This window comes from Microbacterium sp. MMO-10, from assembly GCF_037148715.1.
Classification (GTDB): Bacteria; Actinomycetota; Actinomycetes; order Actinomycetales; family Microbacteriaceae; genus Microbacterium.
On record NZ_JBBCSV010000002.1, the window covers coordinates 289,136 to 305,552 of the forward strand.

Annotated in this window: 12 protein-coding genes; 6 read left to right on the forward strand and 6 right to left on the reverse strand. The window is 69.6% G+C overall.

The genetic code is table 11. The features are described from left to right. Nucleotides 1-26 precede the first annotated feature (26 nt). From WFJ17_RS05765 to WFJ17_RS05785, 5 genes are all read left to right on the forward strand, one after another. The gene (locus WFJ17_RS05765; protein WP_251444766.1) at nt 27-1,688 is read left to right on the forward strand and encodes an extracellular solute-binding protein; all 1,662 of its coding nucleotides are present in this window, start codon (nt 27-29) and stop codon (nt 1,686-1,688) included. Nucleotides 1,689-1,738: 50 nt separating this feature from the next. Then, nucleotides 1,739-3,754: a DUF2264 domain-containing protein gene (locus WFJ17_RS05770; protein ID WP_336647902.1), complete on the forward strand. Its 2,016-nt coding sequence runs from the start codon at nt 1,739-1,741 to the stop codon at nt 3,752-3,754. After that, nucleotides 3,751-5,142: an alpha-L-fucosidase gene (locus WFJ17_RS05775; RefSeq protein ID WP_251444760.1), complete on the forward strand. Its 1,392-nt coding sequence runs from the start codon at nt 3,751-3,753 to the stop codon at nt 5,140-5,142. Before WFJ17_RS05770 ends, WFJ17_RS05775 begins: the two co-directional genes overlap by 4 nt. Before the next feature lie 102 nt (nt 5,143-5,244). Then, nucleotides 5,245-7,407 carry a hypothetical protein gene (locus WFJ17_RS05780; RefSeq protein WP_336647903.1) on the forward strand — a complete coding sequence of 721 codons (2,163 nt, stop codon included), beginning with the start codon at nt 5,245-5,247 and terminating at the stop codon, nt 7,405-7,407. 68 nt (nt 7,408-7,475) lie between these two features. After that, the gene (locus WFJ17_RS05785) at nt 7,476-8,681 is read left to right on the forward strand and encodes a Gfo/Idh/MocA family protein (RefSeq protein WP_251444754.1); all 1,206 of its coding nucleotides are present in this window, start codon (nt 7,476-7,478) and stop codon (nt 8,679-8,681) included. A 106-nt stretch (nt 8,682-8,787) separates the two neighbouring features. Here the strand turns inward: WFJ17_RS05785 and WFJ17_RS05790 are convergent, their stop codons facing one another. From WFJ17_RS05790 to WFJ17_RS05815, 6 genes are all read right to left on the reverse strand, one after another. Continuing rightward, nucleotides 8,788-10,071 (reverse strand): alpha-L-fucosidase, encoded by a 1,284-nt coding sequence (locus tag WFJ17_RS05790; protein ID WP_336647904.1) that lies wholly within the window; start codon nt 10,069-10,071, stop codon nt 8,788-8,790. Nucleotides 10,072-10,173: 102 nt separating this feature from the next. After that, nucleotides 10,174-11,073 (reverse strand): carbohydrate ABC transporter permease, encoded by a 900-nt coding sequence (locus tag WFJ17_RS05795; RefSeq protein ID WP_251444748.1) that lies wholly within the window; start codon nt 11,071-11,073, stop codon nt 10,174-10,176. Further along, nucleotides 11,070-12,047 (reverse strand): carbohydrate ABC transporter permease, encoded by a 978-nt coding sequence (locus tag WFJ17_RS05800; protein WP_336647905.1) that lies wholly within the window; start codon nt 12,045-12,047, stop codon nt 11,070-11,072. The genes WFJ17_RS05795 and WFJ17_RS05800 overlap by 4 nt, the downstream gene beginning before the upstream one ends. 50 nt (nt 12,048-12,097) lie before the next feature. Further along, on the reverse strand, nt 12,098-13,519 hold the full coding sequence (ngcE, locus tag WFJ17_RS05805) for an N-acetylglucosamine/diacetylchitobiose ABC transporter substrate-binding protein (RefSeq protein WP_251444743.1): 1,422 nt from the start codon (nt 13,517-13,519) through the stop codon (nt 12,098-12,100). 53 nt (nt 13,520-13,572) lie between these two features. Beyond that, complete coding sequence (locus WFJ17_RS05810) at nt 13,573-14,325, reverse strand: sugar isomerase domain-containing protein (RefSeq protein ID WP_251444738.1); 753 nt, start codon at nt 14,323-14,325, stop codon at nt 13,573-13,575. After that, nucleotides 14,322-15,254, reverse strand: a complete 933-nt coding sequence (locus WFJ17_RS05815) for a MurR/RpiR family transcriptional regulator (protein ID WP_336647906.1) — start codon at nt 15,252-15,254, stop codon at nt 14,322-14,324. The genes WFJ17_RS05810 and WFJ17_RS05815 overlap by 4 nt, the downstream gene beginning before the upstream one ends. A gap of 129 nt (nt 15,255-15,383) precedes the next feature. Here WFJ17_RS05815 and WFJ17_RS05820 point away from each other — a divergent pair, with 129 nt between their 5' ends. Continuing rightward, nucleotides 15,384-16,361, forward strand: coding sequence for an N-acetylglucosamine kinase (locus WFJ17_RS05820; RefSeq protein ID WP_336647907.1), 978 nt, complete (start codon nt 15,384-15,386; stop codon nt 16,359-16,361). Nucleotides 16,362-16,417: the final 56 nt, after the last annotated feature.

A 16,417-nucleotide genomic window follows, 5' to 3' on the forward strand; every position in this document is an offset into this window, starting at 1 on the left:
CCACCCTGTACAGAAAGGAGCCCCTCGTGGCTCTCGAAACGAACCGGCGGACCTTCCTGTCCTTCGCCGCCCTCAGCGTCCTCGGCGTCGCCACCGCGGGCTCGCTCGCCGGCTGCGGCACGAAGGGCGCACTGAACGCGTCCGCCGCCTCGGCCTCCGTGCTGCCGAAGTACATCCCGCTGAACGGCGCCACGCCCGACCTCGCCGGGACCGCGGAGGGCGTCCCCGCGGCCTTCTTCAACTACCCGGCGAAGCCCTTCCGCTCGGTGCCGGCGCCGTTCCTGAAGGGGCAGAAGATCACCGCGATCACGAACATCTTCGGGCCGCCGCCGACCCCGATGGCGTCGAACCCGGCCTGGCAGGAGATCGACAAGCGCCTCGGCGGGACGGTCGACATCACCGCGGTGTCGAGCGACGACTACGACACCAAGCTCAACACCGTGATCGCGGGTGGCGACATGCCCGATCTCATGCTCAACGACGGCGCCGCGATCGCCGACATCATCGGCTTCCTGGAGTCGGCCTGTCAGGACCTCACCCCGTTCCTCGCAGGCGACAAGTCCAAGGACTACCCGAACCTCGCCAACATCCCGCAGGCGTTCTGGAAGCCGGCGGTGCAGAACGGAAAGCTCTACGGCATCCCGATCCCGCGCGGAATGACCGGCGGATCCGGTTTCATCAACCAGACGTTCTTCGAGGCCGCGGGCGTCACGGACACGTCGGCCATCAAGAACGCGGACGACTACCTCTCCCTCGCGAAGCAGCTCACCGGCGCCAACCGCTGGGCGCTCGGCAGCACGAAGTTCGGGCTCGTCCCGTTCGAGCACATCTTCCACGTCCCGTTCAACTGGACGATGAAGAACGGCAAGCTGGTGAAGGACATCGAGACGCCGGAGTACCTGGAGATGGTGTCCTTCGTGCAGAAGCTCTACGCTGCCGGCTGCTTCGCCCCCGGCAGCGAGGGCTGGACGAAGTCGCAGATGTCGAACGCGTTCATCTCCGGCCAGGTCGCGCAGATCTACGACGGGCTGCCGGCGTTCGGAAAGCCGGGCGGCTATCAGCAGACCGTGCCCGCGGCGAACCCCGCGAACAAGGTCGTCCCGTTCATCCCGTTCAGCGCCACGGGCGGCAAGGCCACGGTCTGGCTCGACAACATCGACTTCGCCTGGACGATGGTGAAGAAGGGCAGCGCCGACCACATCAGGCAGGTGCTGCAGGTCGCGAACTTCCTCGCGGCGCCGTTCGGCAGCGAGGAGTATCTCCTCATGAACTACGGCGCCGAGGGCACCGACTACACCCGCGACGACAAGGGCAACCCGATCCCGACTCCCGCGGCGGCCCTGAACACCGCCGTGCCGTGGAAGTACCTCGCGGCGGGCCCGAACACGCTGTACTCGCCGCAGTTCCCGGACGCCATCAAGGTGCTCCACGACGCGTATGCGAAGCTCGTGCCGATCGGCGTCGCGGATCCGACCCTGGGCCTGTTCAGCCCGACGAACGCGAAGCAGGGCCTCACGATCGCGAAGCCCGTCTCGGACGCGGTGACCAACTTCATCGCCGGGCGTGGTTCGCTGAACGATGTGAAGAGCGCGATCTCCACGTGGAAGAGCGCGGGCGGCGACACCATCCGCTCCGAGTTCCAGAAGGCGCTGAGCGGCGCGACGGCCAGCCCGTCCCCGAGCGCCTGAGACGCAGAGGATCCGTGGACGCGGGAGAGGGCGACAGAGGAGTGGGAACCGTGAGGGAAGACATCTCGACGACGATCGCGATGGATCCGGTCCTCTCCCCGTTCACGGGCTGGGGCAGGGCGCGCTGGGAGGCGGTGGCGGACGACTGGCTGGGCCAGGTGCGCCGGCACGCCAGTGCGGAGGGCGCCCTCCCGCGCCTGCCGGGACGCATCACGGGCGACGGGGTGCGCCGCGAGGGGATGGAGGCCGTCGGCCGGTCGTTCCTGCTCGCCGCCCCGCGGATCGCCGGCGCCGCCGACCCCGCGGAACCCGCGGTCCAGGAGCACCTGGAGTACTACTCCCGGGCGCTCCTCGCCGGCACCAGGCCCGGCGGTGCGGAGGAGTGGCCCCGGGGCGTCAGCTGCCGGCTGCCGCTGACCGGGATCACGAACTCGATCGTCGAGGCCGCGAACATCGCGTTCTCCCTGCACGTCAGCCGGGAACGGCTGTGGGCGGGGCTCACGCGTCCTGAGCAGCTCCAGATCGCGGAGTGGCTGCGTCATCACGCCCGCTGCGAGGTGTGGCAGAACAACTGGCAGCTGTTCCCCGCGATGGCCGAGGGGTTCCTGCGCTCGGTCGGCGAGGACGTGCGCGGTGTGCAGACGCACCGCAACGTGGCCCGGGTGGAGAGCTGGTACCTCGGCGACGGCTGGTACACCGACGGCCCCGAGCACGCGGTCGACTACTACAACGCCTGGGCGATCCATCCCTACCTGTGGGCCTGGTACCGCATGACCGATGCCGTGCACACGCCCGAGGGGCAGCGGCACCTCGAGCGGCTGCACGACTTCACCGCGTCCCAGGCGCACATGGTCGCCGCCGACGGCTCGCTCCTTCATCAGGGCCGGTCGCTGACCTACCGCACGGCCGCGCTCGCCGCCTTCTGGTGCGCGGACGCGTCGGGGGCGAGCGCGCTCACCCCCGGGCAGACCCGTCGGCTCGCCTCCGGCGCGCTCGCGCGCTTCACCGCCCACGGGGTCGGCGTCGACGCGCCGCTGACCCTCGGATGGTACGACGCGTTCGAGCCGATGTGCCAGGACTACAGCGGCTTCGGATCCCCGTACCTGGCGGGAATCGGGTTCCTCGGGCTCGCGCAGCCCGCGACCGCATCCGTCTGGACCGCGGTGGAGGAGGCGCTGCCCGCCGATCGCGGCGCGTTCACCGTGCCCGTCGAGCCCGTCGGCTGGGTGCTCCGCGCCGCGGACGACGGCATCGTGCGGATGGCGAACCACGGGTCGGACCACGCCACGCTGCCCGTCGGCGAGGACGAGGACCGCGACGACCCGCACTACGCGAAGTTCGCTTACTCGACGCACACGGCGCCGGGGACGGGAGCGGCCTGGGAGGACGCGATCGACTCCCATCTCGCGCTCCTCGACGACGAGGGAGCCGGCAGCCGGCGCAGTGCGCTGCGCGCCATGCGGGTCGAGGGAGAGCTCGCCGGATCCGTCCACGTGCCCCAGCTGCACCGCCGCGCCCTGCCGGGGACGGCCGTGACGACGGTGACCGCGGGCGACGGCACGGCGGAGGTGCGCGCGCATCTCGTGCAGACCGATCGGCCGTGGCCCATGCGCGAGGGGGGCTGGATGGTCGCGGACGACCGCGGACTCCCGGCCGGCGTCTTCGAGGACGGGGCATGGGCCCAGGGCCGCGACGGTCTGCTCGCCGCGGTCATCGGGCTGCACGGCTGGGACGCCCCCGAACCGGGTGCTGCCGGGGGAGAGGCTCCGGAACGCGCTCAGGTGTTCGCCTACCGCGACGCGAACGCGATGGGATCGCACTCCGCGACCCCCTCGCTGCGGGGCCGGACCGGCACCGGCGACACCGTCGTCGTGACGCTTCACGTGCTGGAGCGGGGCGGCGCCGTCGATCCGCAGAGCTGGCGCGACCGGGTCCGCGTCCATGTCGACCGCACGCACGTCCGCGTCGACTGGGCCTCGGGCCGCCGCGCGGAGTTCGACCTCGCGACCTTCGTCCCCTGGGACGGTCATCCCGGGCTCACCGGTCCGAGAGGGGAGGCGCGGTGATCCCGCTGCAATACGGCGCGGACGGCCTCGGGCGCCGCGAGGATCCGACGATGCGGGCCTTCCGCGCCGATCGGCTCGGTCAGTTCGTGCACTGGGGCCTCTACGCGCTCCCCGCCGGCACCTGGCGGGGGCGCACGATCGAGTTCGCCTCCGAGTTCCTCATGCAGTCCGCCGACGTGAGCCGCGAGGACTGGGCGGTGCTCACCGCGGACTTCACCCTCGAGGGGTTCGATCCCGGTGAGTGGGCGCGCACGGCGAAGCGGATGGGCGCGCGCTACGTGACCGTCACGACCAAGCACCACGACGGCTTCTGCCTGTGGCCGAGCGCCTACACCGACTTCTCCGTCGCCGCCACGCCCTCCGGTCGGGATGTGCTCGGCGAGATCCTCGACGCCTATCGCGCCGAGGGACTCTCCACGCACCTCTACTACTCGGTGCTGGACTGGCATCACCCCGACTGGCGCTCCGCCCTCGAGTCCGACGAGGACCGCGAGGCCTTCGAGCGCTACCTCCGCTTCGCGACCGATCAGCTCCTCGAGCTCGCAGAGAGGTATCCCCACGTGCGCGGCTTCTGGTTCGACGGCACCTGGGACGAGTCGGTCAAGGCGAGCGGCGGCTGGACGCACGAGATCGAGCGGCTGCTCAAGGAGCGGATCCCGGGGGCGATCGTGAACAGCCGCCTGCGCGCCGACGATCGCGGAGCGCGGCACTTCGACTCGAACGGCGTCCTCATGGGCGACTACGAGAGCGGCTACGAGCGGCGCCTCCCCGCACCCTGGGACCTGTCCGTGACCGCGCACGACTGGGAGGCCTGCGCCACGCTCACGCAGGCGAGCTGGGGCTTCCACGACTCCGCCTGGGCCGAGCACGGGCGCAAGACCCCGGCGCAGGTCGTGGAGCAGCTCGCGCAGACCGTGAGCCTCGGCGGGAACCTGCTGCTGAACTTCGGGCCGCGCGGCGACGGCTCCCTCGCCCCCGTCGAGGTCGCCCTGGCCGACGAGGTCGGCGCGTGGATGGCGGCGAACGGGGCGGCCGTCCACGACAGCGGCCCCGCGGACGGGTGGGCCTACCCCGGATGGGGCTTCTACACGGCGCCCCTCGGGACGGGGACCCCGGAACGAGGACCGGCGGGCGTCGTGCATGCGATCGTCGTCCGCATCCCGGTGTCCGGTCTGCTCACCATCGCGCTGCCCGCCGGCATCGCCCTCCGCGCCGTGCGCGCCCTGGCCGACGGCGCAGAGCTGCCCTTCACCCCGCTGGACGGCCACACCGTCCAGCTCCCGGCACCGGCATCGACCGGCATGCCGTCCGTGCTCGTGCTCGAGACGGCGCCTGCGGCCCCGGCGAGCGGCCCGATCGAGCCCAACCCCGACGTCGCGCTCGTGTGAACGCATGAGCGGGCGCCTTCCCGTTCCGCGCTTGCGACGTGGGGAACGGGAAGGACACACCCCAACCCTCCGCTTCGAAGAGGAAAAGGAAAGGGCATCACCATGAAACCGCACCGCACCGCACATCGCAAAGCCCGCTGGTGGCGGATGACCCCGGCTCTCGCCGCCGGCGCCGTCCTCGCGCTCGCTCTGCCCGCCGCCGCGCAGGCCGACACCGTCCCGTCCCCGCCGCAGTACGTCGCTGCGGGCAGCACGACGATGAAGGGCGGCCTGACCAGCGACATCGCCGGATCCGCCTACCTCGGCAGAGACGGACGGTTCCACTGGACCAACGCGCTCACGGCGTACAGCACGAACCCCGCCAGTGCGTGGGCCCGCACCTTCACGAACACCGACATGAGCGCGGTGTCCGCCGGCATGGGCACCACGACGCAGAAGGCGGAGGCGCCCGCGTACTACGCCGACGCGGGCACGATCTGCTACCAGCTCGACAAGGACCCGGTGTTCCCCATCCCGTCGCCGCAGCAGGACGACCACTGCGACGTCATCGGCGTGTGGGTGGATCCCCAGGGCACCTGGCATGCGCTGCTCAACGACGAGTACCAGTTCGACCCCTGGCAGACCAAGGGCGCGAACGCCACGATCGCCGACAAGGTCTCCACCGGCCACCACAACAACCGGATCCTGCTCGCGACCTCGAAGGACGAGGGCGGCACCTGGCAGTACGCCGGGCCGGCGCTCACGTCGGCATGGGATGACGACCAGGTCATCGACGCCACCGCCTCACCGGGCCAGTCCTACCCGTTCGGGAACTCCGGGTGCCGGCTGTTCATCGACTACTCCACCGGCTACTTCTACATCACCTACAACGTGAAGATCTACAAGAAGCCGGCGTCGTCGACCCTGGCCAGCTGGACCGAGATGGCGCGCGCGCCGATCAGCGGCGGAATGGCCAGCGGCACCTGGCAGAAGTGGCACGACGGGTCGTGGTCGCAGCCGGGGATCGGCGGCATCGACGGGAACGTCAACTCCATCGGCGGCCTGAACGTGTCGTACGATCCCACGACCGACGTCATCGCCTGGCGCGGCTCGGGGGAGCACGCCGACGCCTCGTACCAGGCGGCGAAGGTCGGCGCCGACCATCTGATCGCGTTCGCCGACGCCTCCGGCGCGACGTACACGGCGAACACCCTGGCGCACACGATCGTGAACGACGCGACGGGGCAGTCCGCCCCGGATCGCACGGTCTCCTACCGCGACCCGGTGACGGGGCAGGACATGACCCTCAAGGCCGTCGACGACAAGTACGAGAACGGCGTCAAGGTCGTCACGGGCGGCATCTACGTCACCCAGACGGACCCGTCCTCCGGCGCCGCGCAGACCGTCGACCTCATCACGAACAGCGCGTACTACAAGGATCCGATCTCGAAGCATCTGTACCTGCCGTCGGCGAACAACGAGTCGGCGATCTCCTACAACGCGTTCTCGGGGCTCTACCGGATCGTGGGGTACGACGGAAACGTGTACGAGACGGCGGATCTGGGCGATCCGAACTCCTGGAAGGTCGTCGGGCTCATGCCCGCCGGCTCCAACGGCGGCTATCTCACCTCTCTCGACAACGGCAGCCTGACGAACCAGAACGTCACGGGGCGCTCCTTCCTGACGATCTCGGATCTGAACGGCAAGGTCGTGGACATCGCGCAGACGGCCGGTGACGGGAGCGCCGCCGTGAGCACGGAGTACGCGCCGCAGGACACTGCCGGCGATGCCGTGACCGCGGACTCGGCCTACGTGCTGCGCGTCGGAGGCAAGGCGGTGACCGCGAACCGCGGGCCCGGTCTGGACGGCGGAAACGGTGCGGCGACGGGTGTCTCCACCTGGAAGCTCCAGCCGGTCGAGGACACCAGGGGCGACGGCGGGAACAGCGGGTTCTACCGGCTCGTCGACTCGTCCACCGGCCGCACCCTGCAGGTCGCCGGCAGCACCCCGGCCGCGAAGCGCGCGGTCGACGCCGTCGTCACCGTGGGGGCGCGGGAGGCCGACGCCCAGCCGCTGACCTCGGCGGGCCTCGGCACCCCGGGCGGCAGCGACCAGTGGTACCTGCAGCGGGTGGCGACCGACGGCACCTCGCTCGACGGCTCCACCACCTATCGCCTGGTCAACCGCAACAGCGGCCTCGCTCTGCAGTACGTCAACGAGCGGATGCGGCTGGAGCAGCAGGCACAGGGTGACACGACGCAGTACGTGACGCTGACCGTGCGATAGTCCCCTCGCGGGAGGCCGGACCGGGACCGCCGGTCCGGCCTCTCCGAACCAGATCCGAAAGGAAAGACATGACAGAACCCGACCAGACCCCGTCGGCCGAGCCGTTCCGCGCGGCGGTGGTCGGCGTGGGGGCCCGGGCCGGGGTCGCCCGGCACGTCGAGGCCGTGGACGGCCGTGTGGTCGCTGCGGTCGACCCCGCACCGCAGTCCGGTGCGCGGGCGGCGCAGCTGTTCGGCGACGTGCCGGTGTTCGCCTCCGTGACCGAGCTGCTCGCCTCCGGCGTCGTGCTCGACGGAGCCTTCGTCACGACGCCCGACTTCACGCATGCCGACATCTCTGTCGAGCTTCTGGAGGGCGGCGTCCCCGTCTACCTGGAGAAGCCCCTCGCGATCTCGATCGAGGACGCCGATCGGATCCTGCAGACCGCGTATCGGACGGGATCCAAGCTCTACGTGGGGCACAACATGCGGCACATGCGAGTGGTGCGCATGATGAAGGACATCGTCGACCGGGGCGAGGTCGGCGAGGTCAAGGCGATCTGGTGCCGCCACTTCGTCGGTCACGGGGGCGATTACTACTTCAAGGACTGGCACGCCGAGCGGGACAAGGCCATGAGCCTGCTGCTGCAGAAGGGCGCCCACGACATCGACGTCATGCACTGGCTCGCGGGGACGTCGTCCCGCACGGTGGTCGGAGTCGGCGACCTCGCGGTGTACGGGGATGTCGAGTCCCGGCGGGACAACTCCGACCGGCGCATGGGGGACTGGTTCTCGATGGACAGCTGGCCACCGCGTGCGCAGCAGGATCTGAATCCGGTCATCGACGTCGAGGACATCTCGATGATCATGATGCGGACGGACTCCGGTGTCCTCCTGAGCTACCAGCAGTGCCACTTCACGCCGGACTATTGGCGCAACTACACGGTGATCGGCACCGAGGGGCGCATCGAGAACTTCGACGACGGCACGGGCGGCGAGATCCGCCTCTGGAACGCCCGCAGCGACTACCTCGAGAAGGGGCACGTGCGCTATCCGATCGAGGACGGCGGCGAGGGAGGGCACGGGGGAGCGGATCCGCTCACGGTCGCCGAGTTCGTCGCCTTCGTGCGCCACGGCAGCCCGACCGACACCAGCCCGGTGGCCGCGCGCGACGCGGTCGCCGCGGGGATCGCCGGCGCGATCTCGATCCGATCCGGATCCCGTCCGCAGGAGATCCCTGCGCTGCCCGACGAGGTGCTCGCCTACTTCGCGGCGCACCAGCCCGCGCGCCGCTGAGCGGGCTCCGGGCCGAGACGACGCAGGAGGGCCGTCCCCAGGGGACGGCCCTCCTTCGTCGGAGAGCGCTGCTTCGAACGCCCTGCGGGAGCTTTCGTGACGAGGGTCACATGAGGATCATGTCCCCGTCGGCCGCGCGGTACTCCTCGACGGAGGGCGGAACGGGGATGCTCTCGCTCCCGGTGCGGAAACCGCGTACCGAGGTGAGGACGGGATCGGGCCCGGTCAGCTCGATCTCGACCTCGGACAGCGTGAGCGCGGGGAACGCGTGCAGTCGTCCGGCGCCGATGGTCTGACCCGCGGCGATCTCCGCGCCGGACGCCACGATGCGGTGCGCGGCGACGCGTTGACCGCCCTCGAGATCCTCGACGAGCTCGAGGTGATCGAGCGTGACCTCGGAGCCGAAGTCCGCCCGCCACCGACCGGGCGCGACAGCCGTGAGAGCGGCCGTGCGCGGTGCCGCGAAGCGGCGTTCGAGCTCGTCCGAATACTCCTGCAGGCGGGTCAGGTCCGCATCGTCGATAAGTCCGTCCCGGTTCGGGGGAACGTTCAGCAGCAGGTTGGCGCCCAGCCCCACGGACCGGTAGTGGATCGCCAGCAGGTGCTCCAGGGTCTTGGGGGCGTCGTCGGGGTGCCAGAACCAGCCGTGGCGCAGCGAGACGTCGCACTCGGGAGGCAGATAGCGCTCGCCGAAGTCGAGGACCTCGTCGGTGTGGACATCGTTGCGCGTCACGTCGACGACGTACTCGACGGGATCCGCGGCGAGGCCGTCTTCGTTGCCGACCCATCGGATGTCGGGATCGCCCATGTTGAAGACCACGGCGCCGGGCTGGTGGGTGCGGACCACCTCGATGATCGTCTTCCAGTCGTAGCTCCGGCCGGCGGAGCCTGCGCCGTCGAACCAGATCTCGACGAGATCTCCGTACTGCGTGCACAGCTCGGTGAGCTGCGCGCAGTAGAAGTCGTCATAGGCCGCGGCGTCGGAGTAGCGGGGCTCGTGACGGTCCCACGGCGAGAGATAGAGCCCGAGGCCCATCCCCGCCTCGGCGCACGCATCGGCGAGCTCCCGGACGACGTCGCCCGCCCCGTCGCGCCAGGGGCTCGAAGCCACGGAGTAGTCGGTCGTGGACGTGGGCCACAGGCAGAAGCCGTCGTGATGCTTGGCCGTCAGCACGACGTAGGTCGCGCCCGCCACCCGCGCTGCCGCGACCCACTGCCGGGCGTCGAGCCGTCGCGGGTCGAAACTCGCCGGGGACAGCGTTCCGTCGCTCCACTCCACACCGGCGAAGGTGTTCAGCCCGAAATGCAGGAAGACCCCGATGCCGCCGCGCTGCCAGCGCAGCTGTGCGGGGGTCGGGCGGTGTGCAGCGGTGTCTGCGGAAATCGACATCGTTCTCCAGGGGGTGCGCCGGCGGCGGCGCGGCGGGTGCGAGCGCTCGGCGCTGCGGACGAGGGGGTGGGACGGATGGCTCCAGGCCATCCGTCCCACCGACTACTTCGAGGTGCCCTGCGAGACGGATCCCTGCAGCTGGCGCTGGAACAGGATGTAGATGATCAGCACCGGGATGATGGTGATGATCACCGCGGCGAACATCGCGCCGAAGTCGAGCGAGTAGCCCGCCGACGAGGCGAACGACGCCATGCCCTGGCTGAGCACGTAGTTGTCCTTGTTCGGGTTCAACGCGATCGGGAGCAGGAACTGGTTCCACAGGCCGAGGAAGTTCATGATCGCGATCGCGGCGAGGCCGGGCTTGGCCATCGGCAGCATCACCTGGAAGAACGTGCGCCACTCGCTGGCGCCGTCCAGGTAGGCCGCCTCCTGGATCTCGTACGACAGCGACTTGAAGAACGAGTACAGGAAGAACACGGTGAACGGCAGCGCGTAGGCCACGTACACGACGATCAGGCCGGGCAGGGTCCCGAGCAGCCCGATGTTCTGCAGGATCCCGAACAGGGGCACGATCGCGAGGAACACCGGGAAGGTGAGCCCCGCGAGCATCAGGTAGTAGACGACCCGGCTGCCCGGCACCTCGAACCTCGCGAGCACGTAGGCGCACATCGCGCCCAGCAGCATCACGAAGAAGAGCGAGAAGCCGACGACGATGACCGTGTTCAGGAACATCCCGCCGAAGTTGTTCCCGACCCAGGCGGTGACGTAGTTGTCGAAGTTCCACTGCGCAGGCAGGCCGAACGGCGACTTGAAGATCTCTTTCGTGGTCTTGAACGAGCCGATGATCGTCCACACCAGGGGAAGGATCACGACCAGCGACCAGAGCGCCAGCACCACGTGCGAGACGCCGCCGACCACCTTGTCGCTCGTCGTCGACTTCGTGATGTGGACGTCGTTGGTCTTGCGTCCGACCGTGACCGCGGCGCGCGTGTCGAGGCTCATGAGCGTCCCCCTTCATCCTTGCCGCCGATGAGGCGGAACACCAGCATGACGATTCCGGCGAAGGCCAGCGAGAGCACGGCGAGCACGACGCCCATCGCGGTCGCCAGACCGAACTGGCCCTTCTCGAAGGCCGTGCGGAACAGGTACTGGCTCATCACCAGGGTCGAGTTGTTGGGACCGCCTGTCGAGTTCAGGCCGGCCATGTAGACGAAGGCATCCAGTGCGGCGATGCCCAGGTAGATGTACGAGGTCTGCACGTTGTCGCGGATCTGCGGCAGCATGATCGACGTCACCGTACGGAACCGTCCGGCGCCGTCGATGCGCGCGGCCTCGAGGGTCTCCGCGGGGATCCCCTTGATGGCCGCGATGAAGAGCACCATGTAGAAGCCGACCATTCCCCAGACCATGACGAAGATCGAGGCGGCCATCGCCGTGCGCTGATCGCCCAGCCACGCGAACTGGTTCGTGTCGATGCCGAGGACGCCCAGGACGCCGTTGAGCAGTCCACTGGGGGCGTAGATCATGTTCCACAGGATCGCGATGACGATCGCGGGGATGACGTACGGGAAGAACGACACCACGCGGTAGAAGGTCGAGCCTCTCAGCCCCCGGACCTGGCCGTGGCTCGGGCCGCCGACGGTGATCAGGCTGGCGAACAGGAGCGCGATCACGATCGTGACGAGCGGGACGACGACGGCGAGCAGCGCGTTGTTCGCCATGGCCTGCATGAACGCCGAGTCCTGGAACAGCCGGACGAAGTTGTCGAGCCCCACGAAAGACATGTTGGGCGAGAAGCCGGTCCAGTTCGTGAGCGAGACATAGACCGCCTGGATGAACGGCCAGATGACGAACACCAGGAAGAGCGCGACCGGGAGGACGAAGAAGACCGCGAGGAACGAGATGTAATCGGGGGTGAGCTTCCGGGGAAGCCCCGCACGGGGCGCCTTGCGGCGCCCCGTGCGGGGAGCGGTCACGGCTGCGGTGTCCAACTCCGCGCCGGACACTCCCGGACCGCTTATGGTCATTACTTGATCTCGATCTTCGTGACAGAGCTGTCGTTACGGACCTTGTCGACCAGGTCCTGCAGCGCCTTGGTGATCTCGGCCACCGTCATCTTGCCGTCCAGGAACGAGTTCCAGATCGGCAGCTGGTCGGAGTTCATGCCGTAGAGGTTGGTCGACTTGATGGTGAAGACGTTCTCACCCGCAGCGTCCAGCATCTTGATCTGCGAGGCCAGCGCCGTCGAGCCGAAGGCGTCGTCCGGGACGGTGCCCTTGACGATGGTCGGCGCGAACTTCGACTTGGCGGTCCAGGTCGCGGCCTCCTTCGACAGCATCGTGCGCAGCAGCTCCTTGCCGCCGGCGGCGTTCTTCGCCTTGGTCGGGACGACGAACGGCTCGCCGGCCTCGGCGCGCATGGTGCCCTTCGGCGTGGTCTGCTTGTCGTCGAGGGGGAGCTCCGGGATGCCCATCATCTTGAAGCCGTCCGCGGTCTGCTTCTTCATCTCGTTCTCGATCCACGAGCCCGAGGGGTAGAGCAGGGCGGCCTCGTCGAGGCTCCACTGCGACTGCGCCTGCGTGAACTGCGTGCCGGATCCGCCGGGCTTCATGTAGCCCGCCTGGATCAGGTCGTACAGGATCGTCAGGATCGACTGCAGGGTCGGGTGCGACCAGCAGTTCTCCTTCAGGTTCTCCAGCGGCAGGCGCACGTCGTCGCCGGACTGGATCACCGCGGAGTCGATGACGAGCGTCTGGTAGTACGTCGCCGCCTCCTTGCCCCAGACGAAGAGGTACTTGCCCTTCGCCTTGGCCGCTGCGCCCAGGTCCTTGAGGTCCTGCCAGCTGGTCGGGACCTTGTAGCCGTCCTTCTCGAACAGGCTCGACGAGTACCACAGTCCGAACACGGTCATGAAGTAGTTGATCGCCACGAACTTGCCGCCGAAGGTGCCCGGATCCTTGACGCCGCCGTAGAGCGTGTCGCTGATCTTGGTGCCCTCGAGGTTGTTCGACTCGAGCACGTCGGTCAGGTCCTCGAGCTGGTCGAGGATCGTGTTCCAGCCGATCGAGTTCGCACCGGAGTTGTCGATGAGGTCCGGCGGGTTGCCGCCGACGAACCGCGGCTGCAGCTCCTGGGCGATCTTGGTGGAGGGGGAGATCTTGGCGGTCGCGCCGTCCAGCTTCTTGTTGCCGCCCATGATCTTCGCCGCGTTCTCGACGTAGTCCACGCCGTAGCCGCCGTCGAAGATCACCGCGTCGACCTTGGAGTTCGCCGCGACGCCGAACGGGTTGTCCGCCGACTTCGTGCCTCCGGCGCTGCCGCTGCCGGAGCCGCCGCTCGGACCGGCGCAGGATGCCAGGCTGACGCCGAGCGGCACCATGACCGCCGCGAGCGCCGCACCGCGAAGCAGCGAACGCCGGCTGATGATGGAAGCGTCCTTGGTTTCCATGTGATTGTTGCCTTCCTAGTGGGTGGTGAGGGTGAGGATGAGTCTGTGGGCGCTCAGGCGCCGCGGCGGAGCCGGTCGAGGTAGCGCGCTTCGAGCGCGGAGTTGTGCTCGTCGCCGCCGGGGATGTTGGCGGAGATGTACATCGGCGGAACCTCGCCGGCCTCCGCGAGGGTGCGGGCGACGCCGAGCGTGAGCAGCTGCGCGATGAACGCGGCGGTGATCGACGAGATGGCCCCGGCCGAGATCGTGTCGGTGACCTGCAGCGTGGAGTCTCCGTAGGGAGCCAGGTTGTCGATCACGACGTCGGCGATCTCGCTGAGGCGCTTGCCGCTCGGGTGCTTCGGCTCGACCCGTGCGGTGTGCTCGAGGCTGGTGACGGCGATGACCTTGTGGCCGTGCTCCTTCGCCCACAGGGCGACGCCGACGATGGATCCGTTCACGCCGGAGTTGGAGGCGATCACGAACACGTCGTTCTCCGTCACCGGGGAGACGGCCATGAGCTCGTCGACGACCCACGGCTCGCGCTCGAGCGAGCCCGTCAGCACGTCGGCGCTGCGCTCGCCGTGCAGCACGATGTCCCGCAGGGCGATGCGGTTGGTGGGGATGAGCCCGCCGGCGCGGCCGGCGATCTCCATCGCGAAGGCCTCGGAGTGCCCGGTGCCGAACGCCTGGATCACGCCTCCGTCGCGGAGCGCGGCGACGAGCAGCTCGATCGCGGGATCCAGCCGTCCGTCTTGCGCGTCGGCGGCGAGTCGCTCGAGGCGGGTCTCGGCTTCGCGGAGCAGATCCTGGGGGGAGGCGCTCATCGGTGTGACTCCTTCTGACGGTTCGTGCCGTGCTTGTCCTGGGCGGACAGTCCGCGGCGGTGGGCGGACACGGCCATGGCGCTGGCCGCGAGTCGGGTGGCGGCCTCGCCGAGCGTGCGCTGCGCGACGAGCACGTAGAGCAGGTCGATGACGAGCAGCTGGGCGTGCTTGATCGAGAGGTCGTCGGGGCGCTGGGCGGGGTTCTCCGAGGCCGTGATCAGGGCGACGTCGGCGCTGGAGGCGAGCCAGGAATCCGCGTCGGTGGTGATCGCGACCGTGAGTGCGCCCGCCGCCCGCGCGTGGGACAGCATCTCGATGGTCTCCTCGGTGCGGCCGGTGTTCGAGATGCCGACGGCGACGGAGGAGGCGTCCTGCAGGACCGCGCTGGTGAGGCCGTCGTGCACGTCCGACCAGGAGTGCGCGTTCACGCCGATGCGGTAGAGCCTGCCCCGGAACTCGTCGGCGATCACGCCGCTGCCGCCGACGCCGTAGATGTCGACGTGCCGGGCCTCGGCGATCGCGCCGGCCACGAGCTGGACGTCGTCGAGGTCCAGCAGGCTGGTGGTGACCTCCATGCTGCGCGTGTGCAGGCCGAGCAGCGTCAGCAGCACCCGGTCCGCCGGGTCATCCTGGCCGATGTCCTCGGCGATGTCGGTGCGCCAGGTGGTGCCCGCGTCGCCGCGCCCCGACTCGGCGGCCACTCCGACGCGGAACTGCGTGTAGCCCTCGAAGCCGATCGCCCGGCAGAACCGGGTGACGGTCGCGGCGGAGGTGCCGGCCTGGTCGGCCAGCTCGGTGATGGTGAGCTCGACGGGGGCGGTGGGGTGGGCGGAGATCACGTCGGCGATCTTGGCCATGGCCCTGGGCATCGCCCGACGCCGCAGCGAGATGCGCTGCGTGATCGACAACTCGTTGCCGACGTCCTGCATGAGTGGCACCATTGCCTCCGGTGAAAACGCGTCGTGGATCGACATGGTTCGGGTGAAAAACATTCTCATCAGGTCGCGGATGAAAAATCAAGTAGGACAGATAACAAATTGGGGTTCAACATGCTCGTGATGGGTGTGGACGCGGGTGGGACGTCGACCAGGGCGGTGCTCGCGACGGACCGGGGTGAGTGCGTCGGGTTCGGTCGCGGAGCCAGCGGAAATCCGACGTCATCGGGAATTCCCGTGGCGCTCGCCGAGGTCCGCCGTGCGATCGCCGGCGCGCTGGACGAGGCAGGAGCCACTCTCGCCGACGTGTCGTGGATCGTCGTCGCCATGGCGGGTCACGATGCGCGCGGCGGCGCGTCGGACTGGATCCTGGATCCGCTCACGCAGGACGGCTTCGCGGGAACGCTGACCTTCGAGTCCGATCTGCTCGCGATGTACGCGAGCGGCGCCGTCGCCCCCGTGGGCTATGGACTGGTGTGCGGCACCGGGGCGAGCGCGGTGCGCGTGGAGGGCGGCCGGATCGTGGCCACGGCGGACGGCCTGGGCTGGCTGCTCGGCGACCGCGGCAGCGGCTTCTGGATCGGACGCGCCGCGGCCGCGGCGGCGGTCGACGAGCTCGACGGGCTCGGACCGGCGACCGCGCTGACGCCGCTCGTGCTGCAGGCGACCGGCGCGACCGGGGCGCGCGACGCGGGCGGCGGCGAGGACGGACGATCCGTCGCCCTCGAGCAGCTCGTCCGCGCGCTCTACGCCCGGCGCCCGGTGCAGCTCGCGGCCTTCGCCCCGCTCGTGTTCGACGCGGCCGATGCGGAGGATCCCGTGGCCAGGCGGATCCTCACCGAAGCCGGAGACCAGCTGGTGCGGACGCTCGAGCTCGTGAGCGGGACGCCGGGACCGATCGTCGCCGGCGGCAGCATCGTCTCCCGCGGCGGGATCCCGCAGGACCGGCTGCGCGCGCACCTCGACGCGGCTTTCGGCAGGCAGTCGTTCGTGCTCGTCGACAGTGGCGCGGCCGGGGCGACGATGCTCGCGCTGCGCCACGCGGGCGTCGAGGTCGACGAGGAGACGCTGCGCCGGGTCAGGGCCGGGATCCCCGCCTGACGGCGGGAGCCCGGCGGCGCATCCGGATCGGGCACCGGACGGTCGGCCCGCCGGGC